The organism is Flavobacterium movens, assembly GCF_039581425.1.
GTDB lineage: Bacteria > Bacteroidota > Bacteroidia > Flavobacteriales > Flavobacteriaceae > Flavobacterium > Flavobacterium luteolum.
Window position 1 is genome coordinate 159,304 of the sequence record NZ_JBCPXY010000008.1, and the last position, 21,598, is coordinate 180,901.

General features: G+C 34.9%; 17 protein-coding genes. 6 read left to right on the forward strand and 11 right to left on the reverse strand.

Annotation, left to right across the window (positions count from 1 at the left end):
• Positions 1-81: 81 nt before the first annotated feature.
• A complete protein-coding gene (locus AAYQ05_RS15615; RefSeq protein WP_198854603.1) occupies positions 82-525 on the reverse strand; it encodes a nucleoside deaminase in 444 nt (147 codons plus the stop codon).
• Positions 526-586: 61 nt separating this feature from the next.
• On the opposite strand from AAYQ05_RS15615, the gene AAYQ05_RS15620 reads away from it, so the two are divergent.
• From AAYQ05_RS15620 to AAYQ05_RS15630, 3 genes are read left to right on the forward strand one after another with little or no spacing between them, the layout of a single operon-like run.
• Positions 587-1,222 carry a hypothetical protein gene (locus AAYQ05_RS15620; protein ID WP_343544348.1) on the forward strand — a complete coding sequence of 212 codons (636 nt, stop codon included), beginning with the start codon at positions 587-589 and terminating at the stop codon, positions 1,220-1,222.
• A 52-nt stretch (positions 1,223-1,274) separates the two neighbouring features.
• Positions 1,275-3,062, forward strand: coding sequence for a 1-deoxy-D-xylulose-5-phosphate synthase (locus AAYQ05_RS15625; RefSeq protein WP_343544349.1), 1,788 nt, complete (start codon positions 1,275-1,277; stop codon positions 3,060-3,062).
• 33 nt (positions 3,063-3,095) lie between these two features.
• Positions 3,096-4,097, forward strand: coding sequence for a DUF3078 domain-containing protein (locus tag AAYQ05_RS15630; protein ID WP_343544350.1), 1,002 nt, complete (start codon positions 3,096-3,098; stop codon positions 4,095-4,097).
• Between the two features lie 74 nt (positions 4,098-4,171).
• Here AAYQ05_RS15630 and AAYQ05_RS15635 read toward each other — a convergent pair whose 3' ends face one another.
• Complete coding sequence (locus AAYQ05_RS15635; RefSeq protein WP_177211060.1) at positions 4,172-5,518, reverse strand: deoxyguanosinetriphosphate triphosphohydrolase; 1,347 nt, start codon at positions 5,516-5,518, stop codon at positions 4,172-4,174.
• Positions 5,519-5,614: 96 nt separating this feature from the next.
• Positions 5,615-6,076, reverse strand: a complete 462-nt coding sequence (locus AAYQ05_RS15640) for an Lrp/AsnC family transcriptional regulator (protein ID WP_201998764.1) — start codon at positions 6,074-6,076, stop codon at positions 5,615-5,617.
• A gap of 157 nt (positions 6,077-6,233) precedes the next feature.
• Here AAYQ05_RS15640 and metE point away from each other — a divergent pair, with 157 nt between their 5' ends.
• Positions 6,234-8,555, forward strand: coding sequence for a 5-methyltetrahydropteroyltriglutamate--homocysteine S-methyltransferase (gene metE, locus AAYQ05_RS15645; RefSeq protein ID WP_343544351.1), 2,322 nt, complete (start codon positions 6,234-6,236; stop codon positions 8,553-8,555).
• 290 nt (positions 8,556-8,845) lie between these two features.
• Here metE and AAYQ05_RS15650 read toward each other — a convergent pair whose 3' ends face one another.
• Both AAYQ05_RS15650 and AAYQ05_RS15655 read right to left on the reverse strand, forming a co-directional pair.
• Positions 8,846-9,427: an outer membrane beta-barrel protein gene (locus tag AAYQ05_RS15650; RefSeq protein ID WP_343544352.1), complete on the reverse strand. Its 582-nt coding sequence runs from the start codon at positions 9,425-9,427 to the stop codon at positions 8,846-8,848.
• Positions 9,428-9,619: 192 nt separating this feature from the next.
• Positions 9,620-10,198: an outer membrane beta-barrel protein gene (locus AAYQ05_RS15655; protein ID WP_343544353.1), complete on the reverse strand. Its 579-nt coding sequence runs from the start codon at positions 10,196-10,198 to the stop codon at positions 9,620-9,622.
• Positions 10,199-10,346: 148 nt separating this feature from the next.
• On the opposite strand from AAYQ05_RS15655, the gene gldA reads away from it, so the two are divergent.
• Both gldA and AAYQ05_RS15665 read left to right on the forward strand, forming a co-directional pair.
• Entirely contained in the window at positions 10,347-11,243 is an 897-nt protein-coding gene (gldA, locus tag AAYQ05_RS15660; RefSeq protein ID WP_343544354.1) for a gliding motility-associated ABC transporter ATP-binding subunit GldA, read from the forward strand.
• Positions 11,244-11,587: 344 nt separating this feature from the next.
• Complete coding sequence (locus tag AAYQ05_RS15665) at positions 11,588-13,708, forward strand: TonB-dependent receptor domain-containing protein (protein ID WP_343544355.1); 2,121 nt, start codon at positions 11,588-11,590, stop codon at positions 13,706-13,708.
• Positions 13,709-13,800: 92 nt separating this feature from the next.
• On the opposite strand, the gene AAYQ05_RS15670 is transcribed toward AAYQ05_RS15665, so the two are convergent.
• The 6 genes from AAYQ05_RS15670 to metH form a co-directional block, all read right to left on the reverse strand.
• Entirely contained in the window at positions 13,801-15,201 is a 1,401-nt protein-coding gene (locus tag AAYQ05_RS15670) for a pyridoxal phosphate-dependent decarboxylase family protein (protein WP_343544357.1), read from the reverse strand.
• Between the two features lie 80 nt (positions 15,202-15,281).
• Positions 15,282-16,505: a dicarboxylate/amino acid:cation symporter gene (locus tag AAYQ05_RS15675; protein ID WP_343544358.1), complete on the reverse strand. Its 1,224-nt coding sequence runs from the start codon at positions 16,503-16,505 to the stop codon at positions 15,282-15,284.
• A gap of 185 nt (positions 16,506-16,690) precedes the next feature.
• Positions 16,691-17,344, reverse strand: coding sequence for a class I SAM-dependent methyltransferase (locus tag AAYQ05_RS15680; protein ID WP_343544359.1), 654 nt, complete (start codon positions 17,342-17,344; stop codon positions 16,691-16,693).
• Between the two features lie 99 nt (positions 17,345-17,443).
• On the reverse strand, positions 17,444-18,400 hold the full coding sequence (gene metF / locus AAYQ05_RS15685) for a methylenetetrahydrofolate reductase [NAD(P)H] (RefSeq protein WP_343544360.1): 957 nt from the start codon (positions 18,398-18,400) through the stop codon (positions 17,444-17,446).
• Between the two features lie 69 nt (positions 18,401-18,469).
• Positions 18,470-18,826 carry a four helix bundle protein gene (locus tag AAYQ05_RS15690; RefSeq protein WP_343544361.1) on the reverse strand — a complete coding sequence of 119 codons (357 nt, stop codon included), beginning with the start codon at positions 18,824-18,826 and terminating at the stop codon, positions 18,470-18,472.
• Positions 18,827-18,913: 87 nt separating this feature from the next.
• Positions 18,914-21,589, reverse strand: coding sequence for a methionine synthase (metH, locus tag AAYQ05_RS15695; protein ID WP_343544362.1), 2,676 nt, complete (start codon positions 21,587-21,589; stop codon positions 18,914-18,916).
• Positions 21,590-21,598 lie beyond the last annotated feature (9 nt).

The window sequence follows — 21,598 nt, forward strand, 5'->3', positions numbered from 1 at the left end:
CTTATTTTAAGAAGAAAATTCCGAAATAAAAATATTTAACTTTTGTTGAAGGATACAGACTACTGTAGAGATACTCAACGATTATTTACGTCTTTCCAAGAAAAAACGTTTCATTAAATCTGCAGCTTCATTTGCCATTACACCAGAAACAACAGTAGTTTTAGGATGCAATTTTGTTCCCATATTCAAAAATCCGCGTTGTTCATCGCGTGCACCAAAAACAATCTTTGAAATCTGACTCCAGTACAAAGCTCCCGCGCACATTTGACAAGGCTCTAGTGTAACATAAAGCGTACAGTCTTTTAAATATTTTCCGCCAAGAAAATTAGCTGCCGCGGTGATGGACTGCATCTCAGCGTGTGCCGTTACATCATTCAGCAATTCGGTCAAATTATGACTTCTTGCAATTACTTTATCAGCCACAACAATTATAGCTCCAACAGGAATCTCGCCTTTTTCGTAAGCGATTTCGGCTTCCTGCAAAGCTTTTTTCATAAAATACTCGTCGGTGAAAGGATTTATCATACTTGCAAAAATAGGATTTTAGAACTTATTTTTTATTACTTTTAAATCGTGATAATAGAATATGGAAAGAAAACATAGAATAACTGTTCAAACAAACTACAAATTGATTCTGCCAATACTGTTTGCGGTTATAACTGTACTTTTTTTCGGCTGCCAAAACAAAGAAGATAAAAAATCAAAAATTGACAATTTTGAAGTTATCACAGATACGACAGCAGCAAAATCACATTCTTTAGATACGACTATAAACAGAAAGACATTAGAACAAACACAATCGTCTGCGCTAAAAGTTGAACAAGTTGAATTAAAGAAAACTATACCAACAGTGTCTGAAGAATCTACTAAGAATAAAATCTCTGAACAGAATACAGTAAAAAAAGATGATTCTTCATCAACTCTAAAACCCATCTCAAATACAAATGCTGAGTTCCCTGGCGGTATTGAACAATTTCATAACTTCTTCATGAAAGAATATAAAAAACCAGAAGACGTAAACTATTGGAAACTTAATTTCACTCTCGCATTTGCAGTAGAAAAAAACGGTTCAGTATCTTTTCTTGAATGTTCGCCAGCCGTTGAAGAACCACTACAAAAAGAAATTATCAGAGTTTTAAGTTTATGCCCTAAATGGCAGCCTGGAGAATCGAACGGAAAAAAAGTTAGAATGCAATATTCTGTGCCTATTTTATTGAAATAAGACTCCGCAAGAAAATTAAATTTAAAACCGTAAATTTGCTTTTTACCTTACAATGAAAAGCGATTTACTTTCCAACATATACAATCCTGCCGATTTGCGTCTTTTAAAAGAAGAACAGCTTACTCAAGTTGCTCAAGAACTTCGTCAGTTTATTATTGATATCGTTTCTGTAAAAGAAGGTCATTTAGGCGCAAGTTTAGGCGTTGTAGAACTCACCATTGCTTTACACTACGTTTTTAATACTCCAGATGATTTATTGGTTTGGGATGTTGGGCATCAGGCATACGGGCATAAAATATTGACCGAAAGAAGAGAAATTTTTCATACCAACAGACAGATCGGAGGAATTTCCGGATTTCCGAAAAGAAGCGAAAGTGTTTACGATACTTTTGGTGTTGGGCATTCTTCCACCTCTATTTCTGCCGCACTTGGAATGGCGATTGCTTCTAAACTACAAGGTGATTTCGACAAAGAACATATTGCAGTTATTGGAGACGCTTCTATTGCCAGCGGAATGGCTTTTGAAGGTTTAAATCATGCCGGAGTAACTGATGCCAATATTTTGGTGATTCTAAACGACAATGCCATCGGAATTGATCCGAGCGTTGGTGCTTTAAAAAAATACCTTACTTCGGTTAAAAACGGCAAAAATCCACGCCAGAATAATATCATTAAATCTTTGAATTTTGATTACTCAGGACCAATAGACGGTCATGACCTTCCTAAATTAATCAAAGAATTAAATCGTCTTAAAAAGATAAAAGGTCCAAAATTCCTTCATATTGTAACTACAAAAGGAAAAGGATTGCAGCAGGCTGAGGAAAATCAGGTAAAATATCATGCGCCTGGAAAATTTGACGCTTCAACTGGAGAAATTCATTTAAAATCGGAAGAAAATCTTCCGCCTAAATATCAGGATGTTTTTGGCTTGACTATTTTAGATTTAGCCAAAAAGAATGAAAAAATAATAGGCATCACTCCTGCCATGCCATCTGGAAGTTCCTTAAAATTTATGATGGATGAATTCCCAGAACGCGCTTTTGATGTTGGAATTGCTGAGCAACACGCCGTAACGCTGGCAGCAGGAATGGCAACTCAGGGCATGATTGTATATTGCAACATTTACTCCACATTTTTGCAACGTGCCTACGATCAGGTAATTCATGATGTGGCATTGCAAAATTTACCTGTAATTTTTTGTTTGGACCGCGCAGGTTTAGTTGGCGAAGATGGCGCAACGCATCATGGTGTTTTTGACATCGCTTATCTGAGATCAATTCCGAATATGGTTATCTATGCTCCGCTGAACGAAATTGAACTTCAAAATATTTTATACACAGTTCAATTAGGAATAGAACATCCTATCGCAATTCGATATCCAAGAGGCCGAGGAGTCTTGCCAAATTGGGAAATAGAAAATTTCGGACATTACGAAAAAATAAACTGGGGCGAGGCAAAATGCCTGAAAGATGGTACGAAAGTTGCTGTGCTATCGGCCGGAACAATTGGAAATAATGTTATAGAAGCACTTAAAGAATCAATAAATTCTGAAGAGATTGCGCATTATAACTTTAGCTTTATTAAACCACTAGATTACAACACATTAAACTCTGTTTTTTCAACTTTCGAACGTATTATTACAATCGAAGAAGGGGTTAAAAATGGCGGTTTTGGAAGTGCAATTTTGGAGTTTGCAGCATCAAATAATTTTAGAAATTCTATTGAAATTATGGGTGTTCCAGACAAGTTTATCGAACATGGAACGGTAAACCAACTGCAACAATTGTGTAAAATTGACGTTAAAAGTTTAATAAATCTTTTTTCTAACGGTTCAAAATAATTATTTTGCGACACCAAAAAAAAAAATTACCTAATGAAATTATTGCGTTCTACCCTTTTGCTATTATTGCTTTTGTGTACTTCTAATAACTTTGCCCAGATTATACAAACAACTTTAAGTCCTAATCAAGCACCTAAACCGCCGTCCAACTGGAGCAGAAAGAATCAGGTTGGTTTTGACATTTCTGAAATTGCTTTTGTAAACTGGAGCGCGGGAGGAACAAGTTCTATTTCAGGTCTATTTAAAGGTGAATTTGGAAGAACCTACGCCAAAAAAAATCATAAATGGGTAAATGAGCTTATTGTAAAATATGGCTTAAATAAACAAGACGGAATTGAGTTAAGAAAAACAGACGACGCCTTTCAGTTTAACTCTACTTATGGTTTCAGAAAAGATACTGCTTCAAACTGGTATTACTCTTCTAAATTAAATTTCAACACACAATTTACAGATGGTTATAATTATCCAAACCGTGATGTTGCCATTTCTAAACCTTTCGCACCAGCTTATATCTTTCTGGGAGCCGGAGCAGAGAATTCAAACAAAGAAAAAAACAGAGTATTTTACTTCTCTCCTATTACATTAAAAACCACTTTAGTACTTGATCAATATCTTGCAGACCAAGGTTCTTTCGGGGTTAAAAAAGCGGTTTACGCACCAGACCCGTTAGATCCTACTCAGCAAATATTGATTGAAAATGGGCAAAAGGTAAAAGCCGAATTTGGTATTCTTTTTACAGCTTATATGAAAAACGAAATCTATAAAAACGTTTTTTACGAAAACAGATTAAGTTTATATACCGATTACTTAAACAAATTCGGAAATGTCGATATTGATTATGATACACGACTTGATCTTGTTGTTAACGCTTACGTAAAGGCTAATATCGGTGTTCACTTAATTTATGATGACGATATTAAAACCAAAAAAGATGTTGTTGATCCAACTACAGGAACAACAACTCAGGTAAATGACGGCCCAAGAATGCAATTAAGACAAGTTCTTGGAGTTGGTCTGGTTTATGCTTTCAAATAAATAAAATAAGAATAATAAAAAATGCCTCTTTCGTTAATTTTGAAAGAGGCATTTTGTATTGTAAAAGAATCGATTTAACGCTTTTTCTGTCCTTGAATTGTTTCGTATAATTCAAGTGCGTTTCCGTCTGTAAGAAGCGAAACGTAGTGACAAATATGCAATAAACGTTCGTATAAATTAGTTTTATCTAAATGGTGTTTCTCTGGCAGCATTTTCAAAATCAATTTGTCATAATTTGAAGCCGTTCCTTCATATTTATTATTGAATGCTGTGATGAACTTATCCAATAATGTTTGAATGATTTGATAACCTACAATTTCTTTTTCTATCACTTCACGGCTTTGGTAGATTTTCTCAACACTTAGTTTAATGATATCATTCATCTGCGCTTTGTATTTGCTTTTGTCTGTTAAAGCATACGGAAAGTTTCCTGCAAGAATTGCTTCTTCATTTTCAACAAAGACATTTACAGCATCATTAATTAAAGTTCCGATAGCCAAAGCTCGTAAATAACTAATACGATCTTCTTTTGTGGTTAATGATTTGTATTTAGAAACCCCAATATTGTCTTTTACGAGATTAATCAAATATTCTAAAGCAAAATCTTCAGATACCAAACCTAAATTAATTCCGTCTTCAAAGTCGATAATGGTGTAGCAAATATCATCTGCAGCCTCGACTAAATAAGCCAAAGGATGTCTTTCGAAACCAATATCTTCACCAGATTTATTGGCTATCATTCCCATGTCTTTGGCTACTTCCTCAAAGAATAATTTATCAGACTGAAAGAATCCATATTTTTTATCAGAAATATTATTGGTTGGCTTTTTCGGAAGACTTTCTTTCGGGTATTTCATAAAAGCTCCTAAAGTTGCATACGAAATACGAAGTCCGCCCTCAATTCCTGGACGGCTTGCTGTTAAAACTGAAAATCCGTTGGCATTTCCTTCAAAATCTATCAAATCCTGCCATTGTTTATCTGTAAGCTGATTTCTATATTTTTGTCCATTTCCGATGGAAAAATATTCTCCAATTGCTTTTTCACCAGAATGCCCAAAAGGCGGATTTCCAATGTCATGCGCCAACGAAGCCGCGGCTACAATAGCTCCAAAATCGTTCATGTGATAACCGTGAACTTCTTTCAGGTAAGGATATTTCTCAATGATTTTTTTTCCAACCAAACGCCCTAGCGAGCGCCCAACAACCGAAACTTCCAAACTGTGCGTTAAGCGTGTGTGAACGAAATCTGTTTTAGAAAGCGGAATAACCTGTGTTTTATCTTGTAAACTTCTAAAAGCAGCAGAAAAAATAATTCGATCATAATCTACTTCAAATCCCAAACGAGTATCATCTTGTTCTACACGTAATCTTTTGCTTGTATCGCCTTGACGTTTTAATGATAATAGCTGTTCCCAGTTCATTTGATTTTAGATTGATGATTAAAGATTTTAGATTGATGATCTAAATCTTGATTTAAGACTTCAAAAATACATTTTATTTTAGGATTTTCTTCTCCTTTAAAATTCTAAAGCAGTACTGTGCTTGATTTCTCCCATCACAAAAATACTATTGGTATTCCCGATATTCTCAATCGTTGACAATTTATTCATTACAAAATCCTGATAACTAGCCATGTCTTGCACCAAAATTTTGAGCATAAAATCGTAATCTCCAGCTATGTTATAACATTCTATAATTTCTGGAAGTGCCACAATATCTTTAACAAAATTGCTTCCAACATTTTTGGCGTGTTCTTTTAATCTCACATTACAGAAAACTGTCATCCCTCGGTTCATTTTCTGCTTGTCCAAAAGAGCAACATATTTAGTAATATAACCGTCTCTTTCCAATCTTTTAATTCTCTCATAAACGGGCGTAACGGTTAGAAATAATTTACTTGCAAGGTCTTTTGTATTGATATTGCAGTCTTCTTGAAGGTATTTCAAGATCAACAAATCGGTTTTGTCTAGATTTTCCATAGTTTTTTTTACTGCCAAAAGTTAATTTCAGACATCTATACAGAAAAATAATCTTTAAAATAGTATTTTAAAAACGCATTTTACTAAAATAAAAGCCAAATATAAGTTATAAAAACCAAGAACGTAAATTTGTTCAGTAAAAAATACTGAATCAAAAATGAAAACAAACAACTTAGGTTATCCACGAATTGGAAGCAACAGAGAGCTCAAAAAAGCATCTGAATTGTATTGGGCGGAAAAAATTTCTGCTGACGAACTTATTGAAACAGGAAAAGAAATCCGTCTTAAAAACTGGAAATTACAAGCTGAAGCAGGAGTAGATTTAATTCCGTCTAATGATTTTTCTTTTTATGATCAGGTTTTAGACCTTACGTTGACTCTTGGAGCAATTCCTGCTCGTTATCACGAATTAGCAAAAAACAATTCGGCTCTGGATTTGTATTTTGCGATGGCAAGAGGATCTCAAAAGAACGGACAAGATGTTGTGGCGATGGAAATGACAAAATGGTTTGATACCAATTACCATTATATAGTTCCTGAATTCACAAAAAACCAAAAGTTCGAATTGTTTTCAGAAAAAATAATCAACGAGTTTAAAGAAGCAAATGTTCTAGGAATTAAGACAAAACCTGTTTTAATTGGACCCGTTTCTTATCTTTTGTTAGGAAAAGAAAAAGAAGAAGGCTTTAACCGAATTGATCTTCTTGATAATTTACTTCCTGTATACTTTGAAATTCTTGAAAAATTACAAGCAGAAAAGGCAGAATACATTCAGATTGACGAACCTTTCTTAGCTTTAAATTTAACCGACAAGGAAAGAAGTGCTTTCACGAAAGTGTATAACGAAATTAATACTCGTTTCCCAAAGCTTAAAATCATTTTAGCAAACTATTTTGATTGTTTTGGAGAAAATCTAGAAACAGCTCTGGCTCTGCCAGTTGATACTTTGCATTTAGATTTAGTTCGCTGTCCGCTTCAGTTAGATGATATTTTAGAATCAGGGAAACTGGCTCCAAACGTAAATCTTTCTTTAGGAGTTGTTGACGGAAGAAACATCTGGAAAAATGATTTTAAAAAATCTTTAGAATTAATCAAAAGAGCCACTGATGCTTTAGGCAAAAATAGAATTTTAGTTGCGCCTTCTTGTTCATTAATTCATAGCCCGTGCGATTTAGATTTAGAAACAAACGATCAGACCCTTACGCCTGAAATTAAACAATGGCTGGCTTTTGCTAAGCAGAAAATCAACGAAATTGTACTTTTAAAACAATTTGCTTCAAATGAAGTGAACCTAGAAAACTCAGCCGCTTATAAAGAAAATGTTCAGGCAAACGAAAACCGTAAAACTTCAAAATTAATTCATAATAATGAAGTTAAAGCTCGAGTAGCCGGAATCACAGCTTCAGACGACAAACGCAATAGCGTGTTTGCCATTAGAAGAAAAAGTCAGATTGAGGCTTTAAAACTGCCATTATTTCCAACTACAACAATTGGATCTTTCCCTCAAACAGCAGAAGTAAGAAGCTGGAGAGCGAGATTCAAAAAAGGAGAATTAACAGCTCAAGAATACAATGATTTAATCGAAAAAGAAACCGAAGCAACTATTCGTTTTCAGGAAGAGACTGGAATCGACGTTTTAGTCCATGGTGAGTTTGAGCGTAACGATATGGTTGAGTATTTCGGTGAGCAATTGGACGGATTCACTTTTACAAAAAACGGTTGGGTTCAGAGTTACGGAAGCCGTTGCGTGAAACCTCCTGTTATTTACGGCGATGTTTCAAGACCAAACCCTATGACTGTAAAATGGTCTCAATATGCACAATCTTTAACTCCAAAATGGGTAAAAGGAATGTTGACAGGACCTGTTACAATATTGCAATGGTCTTTTGTACGTAATGACCAGCCGCGTTCTGAAACTTGTACGCAAATCGCTTTGGCAATTCGCGATGAAGTTGTCGATTTAGAAAAAGCAGGAATCAAAATCATTCAAATCGATGAACCAGCCATTCGTGAAGGTCTTCCGTTAAGAAAAGAAGAATGGGCAAACTATTTAGAGTGGGCTGTAAAAGCATTCCGAATTTCTGCAAGTGGCGTAAACGACGATACGCAAATTCATACCCATATGTGTTACAGCGAATTCAACGATATTATCCAGAACATCGCCGATATGGATGCCGACGTTATTACGATTGAATGTTCTCGTTCGCAAATGGAACTTTTAGACGCTTTTGCAAACTTTAAATATCCAAACGAAATTGGTCCTGGAGTTTATGACATTCACTCACCACGTGTTCCATCAAGCGCAGAAATGGTTCGTTTATTAGAAAAAGCTTCTGCTGTAATTCCTGTTGACCAGCTTTGGGTAAATCCAGATTGCGGTTTAAAAACCCGTCATTGGGATGAAACTAAAAAAGCTTTAATCGAAATGGTAAATGCAGCTCAGGAAATGAGAGCTGCAGTAGAAAATCCTGTTACTTAATAGTTTTACCTAGAATATATTTTTGTTTTTTATGCCAGCAAATGAGGCCGAATATTAGTTATGATTCGGTTCGGCTTCATTTTGCTGGTATTATTTTTTAGAAGCAGAAAAATTTAGTTTTCAAAACAGCTTCTCTCCCGCTATCCGCTATATCTTTTCCTGGCTAAAGAAGCCAGAAAAAGGATACCGCTTCTATCGGGGCTAAACCTCAAGTTTAATTTTCAGAAGAACTTTAGCAAAAAAAAGCGCCCCAATTGGAGCGCTTTTTCATGTTTAGCTAAAACTTAAACCTAGAAGTTTTTAGAAATTCCGATGTTTACTGTTTTTCCAAAATTGAAATTAAACTCCTTATTTTTTTGTCCTTCATTATCAAAACTCCAAGTTTGATAACCAATACCTCCAATACTAAAATTTAATCCAAAACCTTTTTTCATATTAATAAAAAGAGACGGAGTAATAGCTGTGTAAAAACCATCTCCTTTGAATTCGTTCTCTGCGTCTACTGAAGTGACAGTTCTTTTTTGATTTTGAAAACCAGCACCTAAATCAGCAAATACCGAAAAAGTTTCAGTCAAAGGAACAGAATAACGTAAAAAAGCACCCGCTTTAAAATTATTTGCTTTTCCAGTCATTCTACCTTCAATTTCAGTTCTCGAAGAACCAATCGAGAATTCTCCTCCGACAGTCCAATTATCATGAAACTGGTAACCTACTTTAGGAGAAAAACCAAAATCACGGTATTTTTCATTTGATGTTAGAAAATCTCTATTTGAAGAAGTATAACCAATATTTCCTCCAACTAAAATTGTTCCCTTTTGGGCATTTGCAAAGCTAACCATAGCTAGTGCAAGAATAAGTAGCATTTTTTTCATTTGTGATATTTATTAAGATTTCACATACAACAAACAATTAAAATACCAATACATAACTATAGTTATTTTCTTAACGATTAATTAAAAACAACTCAATTTAAATAGCTTAAAAATTAAAGTAACAACAAGAAATGGTTATAAAAAAAGCGCTCCGTTTGGAGCGCTTTCTGAAATTGAATATAAAACTAAAGATTAGAAGTTTTTAGAAATTCCGATACTTGCTGTTTTACCAAAGTTGAAATTAAATTTGCTTACATCTGGACCGTTGTTGTCATAATTTAATGTTTCGTATCCTAAACCTCCAATGCTAAAGTTAAGACCAAAACCTTTTTTCATGTTAATGAAAAGAGCTGGAACTACACCAATATACATTCCATCTCCTTTAGCTTTTGAATAGTTTGCTCCGATGTAATCTTTTTCAGTTCTGTTTTGGAAACCAGCTCCTAAATCTGCGAATACTGAGAAAGTTTGGCTTAATGGCATAGTGTAACGAACGAATGCACCAAATCTAGAAGTATTAGTTTTGTATTCATTTACACCTTGATCATCTTTTGAAGAAGCAACTGTAAACTCACCTCCAACTGTCCAGTTTTCGTGAAATTGGTAACCTACTTTTGGAGAAAAAGCAAATTCGTTTGATTTTCTTTCAGCATTACCGAAATCTCTTGTTTCAGAAGAATAAGAGATGTTTCCACCAACTAATACTGTTCCTTTTTGTGCATTTGCAAAACTGCAGATAGCTAAAGCAGCCATCACTAAAAATTTTTTCATGATTTGGGTTTTATTTTAATTTTAGCATTCCTTTAACAATAACAATGCCGTGAATACTGGTGCTGCTGATTTTTTTATAATCACTTTAGGAGACAAATTTTTAGCAATAGAGACTATTTCTGTTTACTTTTGTAACAAATAAAAAGTCATGTCGATAGAAGTAAACAGTATATCAAAAAGTTACGGAGAGCAAAAAGCTTTAAATGAAATTTCTTTTAAAATTGAGAAAGGGGAAATCGTGGGATTTCTTGGTCCTAACGGAGCTGGAAAATCTACTTTGATGAAAATTTTGACCACTTATTTACTTGCCGATAGTGGCTCAGCCCTTGTAAATGGTCACGATGTCATGACAAACACAAAAGAAGTACAACGCTCAATTGGGTACTTGCCAGAGCATAATCCTTTGTATTTGGATTTGTATGTTCGTGAATATTTGGCATTTAATGCCGATGTTTATAAAGTCCCCAAATCAAGAATCGAAGAGGTAATTCAACTGACAGGACTGACACCAGAAAGCCATAAAAAGATTGGGCAGCTTTCTAAAGGATATCGCCAACGCGTTGGTTTGGCAAACGCTCTACTTCATGATCCAGAAGTCTTAATTTTAGATGAACCAACTACAGGACTGGATCCGAATCAGTTAATGGAAATTCGAAATGTGATTAAAAATGCGGGGAAAAATAAAACTGTTTTTTTATCTACACATATTATGCAGGAAGTTGAAGCAATTTGCGATCGTGTCATAATTATTGATAAAGGACAAATTGTTGCAGACAATAAATTAGATCATTTAGTTACTGCCGATAAAGAGCAAGTTATTGAAGTAGAGTTTGATTACAAAGTTGAAGAACAGCTTTTGGCTAGACTTGAAAACATCTCTTCTTACATTAATACGCATGACATGACATGGGAGCTGACTTTTGTTACAGATAAGGATATGCGCCCAGCTATTTTTGACTTTGCCAACGAAAATGGTTTAAAAACATTACAATTGAATCAGAAGAATAAAAATCTGGAAGCTGTTTTTAGAGAAATTACTAAGTAAGTTTTCAGTCGCAGTCACGGTTTTCAGTTAGAAAAGCGGTTTGTTTTATTTAAAAACAAACCGCTTTTTTTATTTATGCACTTCTTATAATCAAGAAATTACGTTAAAATTAGAAAAATTAATTCTATTTTTATTTAGACTTATTATAAATAGTTATATATTTGGCATATCAAATTTTAAATGCCACAGTATGTTACATATACTCCATATCCTTAAAAAACGTATTTCAGTTGTTTTAAATCAAGCGTTAAATCTTCAAAAAAAGTTTTCAGAAGAATTGGAACGAATTGTTCTTCAATAAATCTGATAAAAAACAAGATTAGAATCGGTCAAATTAAAACAGCATGAAAAAAATTATAACCTCCATGATGCTTGCTTTTTCGGTATATGGATATTCACAGACAGAAGAAAAAGAAACAGATAGTATTGTTGAAACAGCTATAAATGCTTTAGATGAAATCGTGATTACTAAAAAGAAAGTACTTTATACTCAAAAATCTGATCGTCTTGTTTTCAATGTAGAAAACAGCATCGTTTCTGAAGGCGGGACCGCGCTTGACGTCTTATCTCGTGCGCCAGGCGTTGTCGTGTCTCAGGATGGCGATTTGTCTATTCGCGGACAGCAAGGTGTTGCTGTAATGATAAACGGTAAACTGACACAGCTTTCTCAAAAAGAATTGGCGAATTATCTAAAGGCGACAACCTCTTCCAACATCAAACAAATTGAAGTAATTACCAATCCTTCTTCTAAATATGATGCAGCAGGAAAAGCGGGTATCATAAACATTATCCTCAAAAAACCTAATGCTTCGGGCTTAAAAGGCACGGCCTTTGCGAGTTATGGAAGAGGGCGAAAAAACAGAACCAATTCTGGCTTCAACTTAAATTATAATAAGGACAAATGGGGCGTTTTCGGAAATTACAGCTATACTTTTAGAGGCGAAGAAGAACATAAAAAATTTGATCAGACTCAATATACAGATCTTACGCATCAGGAAATTATATCTAAAAACCACCAAACATCAATTACAGATGAACCTTTAACTTCTAATAATTTCAAGATTGGAACACAATATGAGGTTTCTCCTAAAACAAATTTGGAATTTTATGTAGATGCCAAAATCGGTCGATATGAAAATATGGCTGACGGTACAAATACGGTATTTAACACTTCAAATCAGCCCATTTTTGATGCTCTGACTTATAATGATAGTAAAGAAAAATGGAATGATTATACGTATGCTTTTTCTGGAGTTCATAAATTTAATACAGAAGGAAAAAACATGTCTTTTGACTTTGAATATGAAACTTCGAAGTTTAGATCGAACCAATTTCAAAGCGCAGATAATACAGCAAATGCTACTGTTATAAATGACCGTCGTGGTTACATTCCTTCTCAGTTAAAAGTTTTTACTGGAAAACTTGATTTTGTAAATCCATTCAAGGAAAAACAATCTATTGAATGGGGTTTCAAAGCCAGCATTAAAAATAATGATAATCCATCTGTTTACGAATACTATGAAAATAATGAATGGCTTATCGATTTTAATTCGACTAACCATTTTGAATATAACGAACAGATTTATGCCGCATACGTCAACTACAAATATCAGTTAGAAAAATTAAACATTCAAGCGGGTTTAAGAAGTGAATACACCGCAATCAATATTGATCAGAAAACATTGAATGAAGAACACAAAGATGATTATTTGAAATGGTTCCCGAGTCTTTCCTTAAAGTATGAATTCACGAGTAATCATTCTGCACATGCATCTTACAGTAAAAGAATCAATAGACCAAGTCAGTTTGATTTGAATCCATTTCGTTTTTATGATGACTCATTCAACTATTCACAAGGAAATCCGAATTTGATTCCAGAGATTACTCATGCTATGGAAATTGGTTATGCATGGAAAAGCAATTTTATGGCTTCTCTTTATTTTAATAGCACCAAAGACGTTTTCACGGAAATGTACAATTACAATCCTGACACTAACACCACTGTCACAACGCAAATAAATGTTGATAAATCATACAATTATGGAATCAATATTACCAATACGTCTGAGCTAACCAAATGGTGGTCTGTAAACACTTTATTCAATGTTTTTGAAAATAAATTTATGGGAGACATTTTAAACAGCAATACAATCGATCCTATTATGACTTTGAATGTAAGCGTGCAAAATTCTTTTGCTATAACTGAAACCCTGAAAGCGGAAGGAAATGCACAATATCAGTCCAAATCCAATCTTGGAATTTATCAGAGAGATGGCTTCTTTGATTTCAGCATTGGAATTTCAAAACAAGTATTAGCTAAAAAAGGAAACATCAAACTCAATTTTACCGATGTTTTCAATACCAACAATTTTACTATTAAATCTGCAGTTGCTCAAACTACTATTGATAAAAGATATGAGTTAGATAATCGTATTGCGACAATTGCATTTACATACCGAATTTAAAATTTCGTTCTTTAAATACCTTGTTTTTTGTTTTTTTTTTGTGTTAGTCAAGAGCCTGTTCCTTCAAACAGGCTCTTCTACTTTTATAAAGTTTATAATTCTGAAAGGACTTCTCGCATTTCCTCAATTACAAGTTTAACATCATCTTCTGTAGTTCTCCAATTCACAAAAGAAGCCCTGATTCCTTTTTTACCTTGATAAACCGTTGGTGTCATAAATACTTTTCCCGTATCATTCAAAACAGATAAAAACTGACTTACTTTTTCTTGATTGTGTTCTCCTTTCAGCGTAAAGCAGACATTATTTAAACGAATTGGTGCCAACAGCTCAAAATCATTTTCTATTAAAGCATTTCCAAAATGCAAAGCCAGTGCTGTACTATTTTCGATAATATCTCTAAAGCCTTCTTTCCCATAAGCTTTAAGCGAAAACCATACAGGCAATGCACGCAAACGACGTGAATTTTCAGGAAGAACATTCAAATAATTAAAATTCTCCAGCGGATTAGCTAAATATGGTGCATTAGAATTTTGGAATGTTTCAATCTGCAGATTTATATGGTCTTTTTTAACTAAATAAAAAGCACTTTCATAAGGTACATTGAGCCACTTATGACAATCGATCGTAATACTGTCTGCTCCTTCCCACCCTTGCACTAAATGTTTATATTTTTCTGAAACTGCTGCAAATCCGCCAAAAGCGGCATCAATGTGCCACCAGAAATTATATTTTTCTTTTAATGCTGCAATTGCTTCAAAATCATCAAAATCAGCTGTGTTTACCGTGCCTGCGCTCGAGATTAAGATAAAAGGCTTTCCGTCTAATTTCTTTATATTTTCTTCTAAATCATCAATATCAAGAGCTTCACGATTTCCCTCGACAGCTTTTATTGCTGTATAATTTTGACTTCCAATTCCTAAAAGCGATAGACATTTTATAGTAGAAGAATGTGGTGTTGCTGTTAGAATATTAATTGGTTCTGAAATTCCGTTTTTAGCAAAATCTTTTCCAAACTGCTTCCCAAACCATTGTCTAGCAACGCCAAGAGAAGTAAAATTTGACATTGTAGCACCAGTAACGAATCCGCCCAAAAATGAATCAGGAAGTTCTAACAATTGCAATAATAAATTGATGGTTTCAAACTCTATTAATGCCGATGCTCCTCCTTGCGCCTTTACAGCTTGAGTATTCTGATCATACACGGTCGTCAGCCAATCGCCTACAATAGATGCAGGCGTCGAGCCGCCTGTAACAAATCCCCAATATCTTGGCCCTGGCGAAGAAACCATCAATGGAGCTAATCTCTCGTTAAATTCCTTTAAAGCTTCAATAGATCCTAAACCTAATTCGTTTAGCTCCGTTTTAGGATCTATTGAATAAGTATTAGACGTTGGAATATTTTCGATATTATTCAGAAAATCAATTCCGTGCTGTTTTGTTTTTTCTAAGATATTCTCAAAATTGTTGAGATCATGCTGTAGTATTGAATTCATAAGTTTGTTGTATTAGTTATGTCGCGCAGATTGCGCGGATAAGGAAGATTAATAAAAATTTTGATTGTTTTAAAGAACAGCTACCACTTCGTCTTTTCAGAGAATCTCGAAACCATCATAGAACAGATTACATCTCCATTGGCGTTTAATAACGTAGCAATTGGGTCAACCAATGTCCCCAAGATCATAGCCACTGGCAAAGCTTGCTCCATCGGAAAACCATAAACCGTAATGGCTAAAATTTCTCCAATATAACCTCCGTTTGGAATTCCTCCTTCGACAATTGAAACTACAACTGTAATCCCGAGTGCTAAAAGAATCGTCATCGGATCTGAAAAATCTTTACCAAACATGGCAAACAAAAAAGTTATTTTTAAAATGGACGACATACTCGATCCATCTTTATGCAAAGGTGCTCCAAGCGGAATTACCAAATTACGTACGTGAGCCGGAATTCCCATTTTTTCTGCTGCAGCTAAATTGGCTGGAATAGTCGCAATACTGCTACAAGTTCCTACTGCTGTTAATGACGGTGCTATATTATTACTCCAGAAAACTTTAAAAGCTCTTTTCCCGCCAGAGACAAAAGCATATAAGCTAAAGAACACAAAGAAATAGAAAACACAAGCTGCATAATAAACTGCCATCGGTTTTGCATAAACTCCCAACAATTGCGGTCCAAAAACGCCAACTTGATAAGCAAAATAAGCTCCTAAACCAATTGGTGCAAATTTCATTATGATGTTCAGAAGCTGTTTCATTACCTCGTTTCCTGAATCTAGAAAACTTTTGAAAGCATTTCCTTTTTCTCCTGACTGTAAAGTGGAAAAACCGACTAAAAAGGAGAAAATGATCAAGGCTAGCATGCTTTTTCGAGATAATAATTCAAAGAAATCATTTGCTGTAAGCAGTTTTGCAATCTGATCTCCTGCTGATCCTGATGCTACTTCTTCAAACGGAACTTTGGCAATAGCAATATCTTCATGAATTGGAAAAAGATAAACAGCGCAGATCATTACAATTGCTGATATCAAAATTGTCCCTAGAAAAACTAGAATCATGATGATAAACAGTTTCCCTAATTTCTCCGTTCTTTCCAGATTCGCTATCGAAGAACCAATTGTAAAAAAGATAAGGGGAATAATGGCTGTAAAAAGTAAGTTTAGAAAAATATCCCCAAGTGGTTTTATAATTAAAACTTTTTCTCCGAAAACCAATCCAAAAATACTTCCAGTTATAATTCCGCCAAGAAGCCATAAAATGCTGCTGTAACTCTGTAAAAAATTGATTTTCTTAACTTCCATAATGATACAAGGGTTTAGAATTCAGCAACCTTTATTTTTTAACACATAGAAACGTTCTCTTTGTCTATAAAGGCGTTTCACTTATTTAAAACAAACATAGCTATGTGTGAAAAATGTATTTTTCTTTTAATTCTTCTCAACTAAAATTAAGAAAAATCTATGTTTCTATGTGTTTAAAATTTCAACTACTTCTCCAGAACAATAGTTGTAAAAGCTCTATCAACCAAGTCGCCGGTTTTGCTTTTTACTTTTTCAGTCTGTGTTTCTGTATAGACGATTTTAAAATCTGATTTTTTGATCAACTCCTGCGCTTTTTCTGTACTATACAATTCAAATTCGAATTGCGTAAACGGCAGTTTTTTCATAAAATCTTCTTCTGCAAATGTCAAACAGAAATTTCCATTTGGTTTTAAAACTCTGTAAATCTCTGAAAGCAATTCTTCGGGTTTCTGCCAAAAATAGATTGTATTTACAGTAAATATTTTGTCGAATAATCCATCCTCAAACGGAATTGCATTCCCATCATAAAGCGAAAAGAAAGCTTGTTTTTGAGAAACAAAATTTCGGTTGATCTGGCGCGCTTCCTGAAACATCAGTTCCGACATTTCCAGTCCGTAGTATTTTAATTTTTCTGCTTGTTCGAATAGAAATTCTACGTGCCCAGCGTTTCCGTGACCTAATTCTAGAATTCTATTTTCTTTGGAAATATTCAGATTGTGAATCGAATGTTTGGTCATATTGATGTTCGTTTCGTTCATCATATTGGCCATTTCGATTCCTTTTTCTCCTGTTGGATGTTTTAATTGAGAGGCTATGGCTTGTAATTCTTCGTTTTTCATGACTCGAAAATTTAAACTTCTAAATTAAACAAAATCCTTCAGCAATTTGTTGTCACTTGGTGACAGATTCCAATCAATGCTTGTTTTGAGTAGAAAGCCTTAAAAAACCTGACTAGCGATCTGACGAATATTCTCAGATTTACCCATTGAATAATAATGTAAAAACGGAACTCCAGCAGCTTTTAATTCTAATGACTGCTGAATTGCCCATTCGATTCCGACTTGTTTGATTTCAGCATTGTTTTTGCATTTATCAACCGCATCGATTAAATCTTCCGGCAAATCGATTCTGAAAATTTGCGGTAAAACCTGTAAATGTCTTTGAACAGCAATTGGTTTAATTCCAGGAATAATCGGAATTGTAATTCCCATTTCTCTTGCTTTTTCTACAAAGGCAAAATATTTTGAGTTGTCAAAAAACATTTGTGTTACCACATAATCTGCTCCTGCATCAACTTTTTCTTTTAATCTTTTTAAATCTGATTGTAAAGATGGTGATTCTAAATGTTTTTCGGGATAACCTGCAACTCCAATACAGAAATCAGCTTTATTATCAGCATCCATTACCTCATGCAGATATTTTCCGCAGTTCAAATCGTTGATTTGTTTTACCAAATCAATTGCATAATGATTACCACCCGCTTTAGGCACAAAAGATTGTTCGTCTTTCATTGCGTCACCTCGAAGCGCCATTACGTTATTGATTCCCAAATAATGACAGTCAACCAGCATATATTCTGTTTCTTCTTTAGTGAAACCACCACAAAGCAAATGCGGAACAGTGTCAACATTGTATTTATGTTTTATAGAAGCGCAAATTCCAAGCGTTCCTGGACGCATACGAGTCAATTTTTTATCCAAAAGTCCGTTACCACGATCAATATAAATATATTCTTCGCGAGAAGTCGTTACATCAATAAACGGCGGATTAAACTCCATCAACGGATCAATATTATCGTATAATTCCTGAATGCTTTTACCCTTTTGAGGCGGAATAATTTCAAATGAGAATAATGTTTTTCCTTTGGCGTTTTCTATATGTTCTGTTACTTTCATTTATTTTTGGTTGATTGTTGTTGGTTGTTGGTTGATGGTTCTTGTGGAACTTTACAATCATAACTTCAACTACATTATTTTTTTATAATAATTAATAAATCCGTTTAATAACTTCTTGCAGGTTTCAATCTGTCCAAGTGCGATATTAAAATTATTTTCTTCTATATATTTTTGATCAAAAGCTAAATAAAATTGAGTTTCCAATTCATAAAGCGATCCTCTCGAAATATGAAGAAAATGTATTGTTTCTTTTGATGTCTGTCTTCCACAACCCTCAGCAATATTTGAAGGTATTGAAATTGATGCTCTTCGCATTTGATTCGTCAATCCAAATAACTCTTCTTTTGGAAACAATTTGGAAAAATCATACAATAAATTCACCAACTTCCGAGCCTCCAGCCACACATCCAGTTTACTGTATTCCATTTTTTATTAGTTGTTTGTTGATGGTTGATAGTTGTTGGCATTTTGCATTCAAATCTATCAACCAAAAACCATCAACTATCAACTATTCTAGTCTGCTATATTAGGGTTTAACCATTTCATTGCGTAATCAAGCGGTACATTTCGGCGTTTGGCATAATCTGTGACCTGATCTTCTTTTATTTTTCCTAGTCCGAAATAACGGCTTTTTGGGTTTCCGAAATAATATCCTGAAACCGATGACGCCGGCCACATTGCCATACTTTCTGTCAGCTTTACTCCAATTTGTTTTTCAACATCTAAAAGCTTCCAAATCGTTGGTTTTTCCAAGTGATCTGGGCAAGCTGGATAACCCGGAGCCGGGCGAATTCCTTTATAATTTTCTTTAATCAATTCTTCGTTGGTTAAAGATTCTTCGCTATCATAACCCCAGAAATCTTTACGCACTCTCTCGTGAAGATATTCGGCGAAAGCCTCAGCAAAACGATCGGCAAGCGCTTTCACCATAATCGAATTATAATCGTCTAAATTCTTTTCGTATTCCGCTGCCCATTCATCAACACCAAAACCGGTTGTTACGCAGAAAGCTCCAATATAATCATCGATACCGCTTTCTTTTGGCAGAATAAAATCGGCTAAAGCGATGTTTGGAGCACCCTTTGTTTTTTGTGACTGCTGACGAAGCGTTAAGAATTTCTCCAAAACTTTTCCGTTTTCATCACGCAATTCAATATCATCGTCATTAACCTGATTCGCAGGAAAAATTCCGTAAATACCTTTTGCTTTTAGTTTTTTCTCTTCCAAAATTACTTTCAACATCGCCTGAGCATCATTAAAAACAGATGTTGCTTGTTCGCCCACAACCTCATCTGTTAAAATCGCTGGATATTTTCCGTACAATTCCCAAGTCTGGAAAAATGGCGTCCAGTCGATATACGGAACCAAAACATCCAATTCTATTTCAATGGTTTGTGCGCCAATTACTTTTGGTTTAGTTGGCGTGTATTCCGACCAATCCAATGGTAATTTATTTTTGCGAGCATCTTCAATCGTTAAGAAATTCTTGTCTCTCGAACGATTTAAAAACGTTTCTCTAAAAGAATCATATTCTGCACGAATGTCTGCCGCATATATTTTTCGGTTATGATCTAACAGATTTCCTGCAACGGTAACAGCTCTTGAAGCATCGTTAACGTGAATTACAGTTTCTCTGTATTGAGGTGCAATTTTCACGGCTGTATGCGCGCGAGAAGTCGTCGCCCCACCAATCATAATTGGGATTTTAATATCTTGTTTGTCTAATTCTTTGGCCAAATACACCATTTCGTCAAGCGAAGGAGTGATCAATCCACTTAATCCAATGATATCAACATTATGCTCAATTGCAGCTGCAATAATTTTTTCCGGAGGCACCATAACGCCAAGATCTACAATCTCATAATTATTACAAGCCAACACTACCGAAACGATGTTTTTTCCAATATCGTGAACGTCACCTTTTACGGTTGCCATCAAGATTTTTCCGTTTCCTTGTTTGTCTCCGGCTTGTTTGCTGGCTTCGATAAAAGGCAATAAATAAGCTACGGCTTTTTTCATTACACGAGCCGATTTTACTACTTGAGGCAAGAACATTTTTCCGCTTCCGAATAAATCTCCAACCACATTCATTCCTGTCATCAAATTGATTTCGATAACTTCAATTGGTTTTGTTGCTGCCTGACGTGCTTCTTCAACATCTTCTTCAATAAAAGCATCAATTCCTTTTACCAACGAATGCGTAATACGTTCCTGAACGGTTCCAAAACGCCATTCTTGAACCGCTTTTTCATCGCTTTTTGCTTCGCCTTTTACACTTTCAGCAAAATCCAAAAGTCGTTCTGTAGCATCATCGCGTCTATCTAAAATTACGTCTTCAACGTATTCTAATAAATCCTTCGGAATATCATCGTAAATCGTCAACATTTCAGGATTAACGATTCCCATCGTCATTCCGTTTTTGATTGCGTGGTATAAAAACACCGAGTGCATCGCTTCACGAACCGTATCATTTCCTCTAAAAGAGAACGAAACGTTACTCACTCCACCACTGATATGCGCGTGCGGAAGGTTTTCACGAACCCATTTTGTTCCTCTAAAGAAGTCTAAAGCATTTAAGCGATGTTCTTCCATTCCCGTTGCAACTGGGAAAATATTCAAATCGAAAATAATATCCTGCGGAGGAAAACCTACTTTGTTCACCAAAATATCATACGAACGCTGACAGATTTCAACTCGACGATCATAATTATCGGCCTGACCTACTTCGTCAAACGCCATGATAATTGCCGCCGCTCCGTAACGTTTGATCAATCGTGCGTGATGAATAAAGGCTTCTTCACCTTCTTTTAACGAAATCGAGTTTACAACGCTTTTTCCTTGTACTACTTTTAGACCTGCTTCAATGATTTCCCATTTCGAGCTGTCGATCATAATCGGCACTCTAGAAATATCTGGTTCTGCAGCGATTAAATTCAAAAATTTAGTCATTGCAGTAACGCCATCAAGCATTCCTTCATCCATATTGATATCGATGATCTGTGCTCCACCTTCTACCTGCTGTCTTGCAATATCAAGCGCCTCGTCATATTTCTCTTCCTTGATTAATCTCAAGAATTTTCTTGAACCTGTTACATTCGTACGCTCACCAACATTCACGAAAACACTTTCCGGCGTGATAATCAACGGTTCTAATCCTGATAATACAAGGTCTCTTCTTTTTTCTGTCATTTCTTTTTA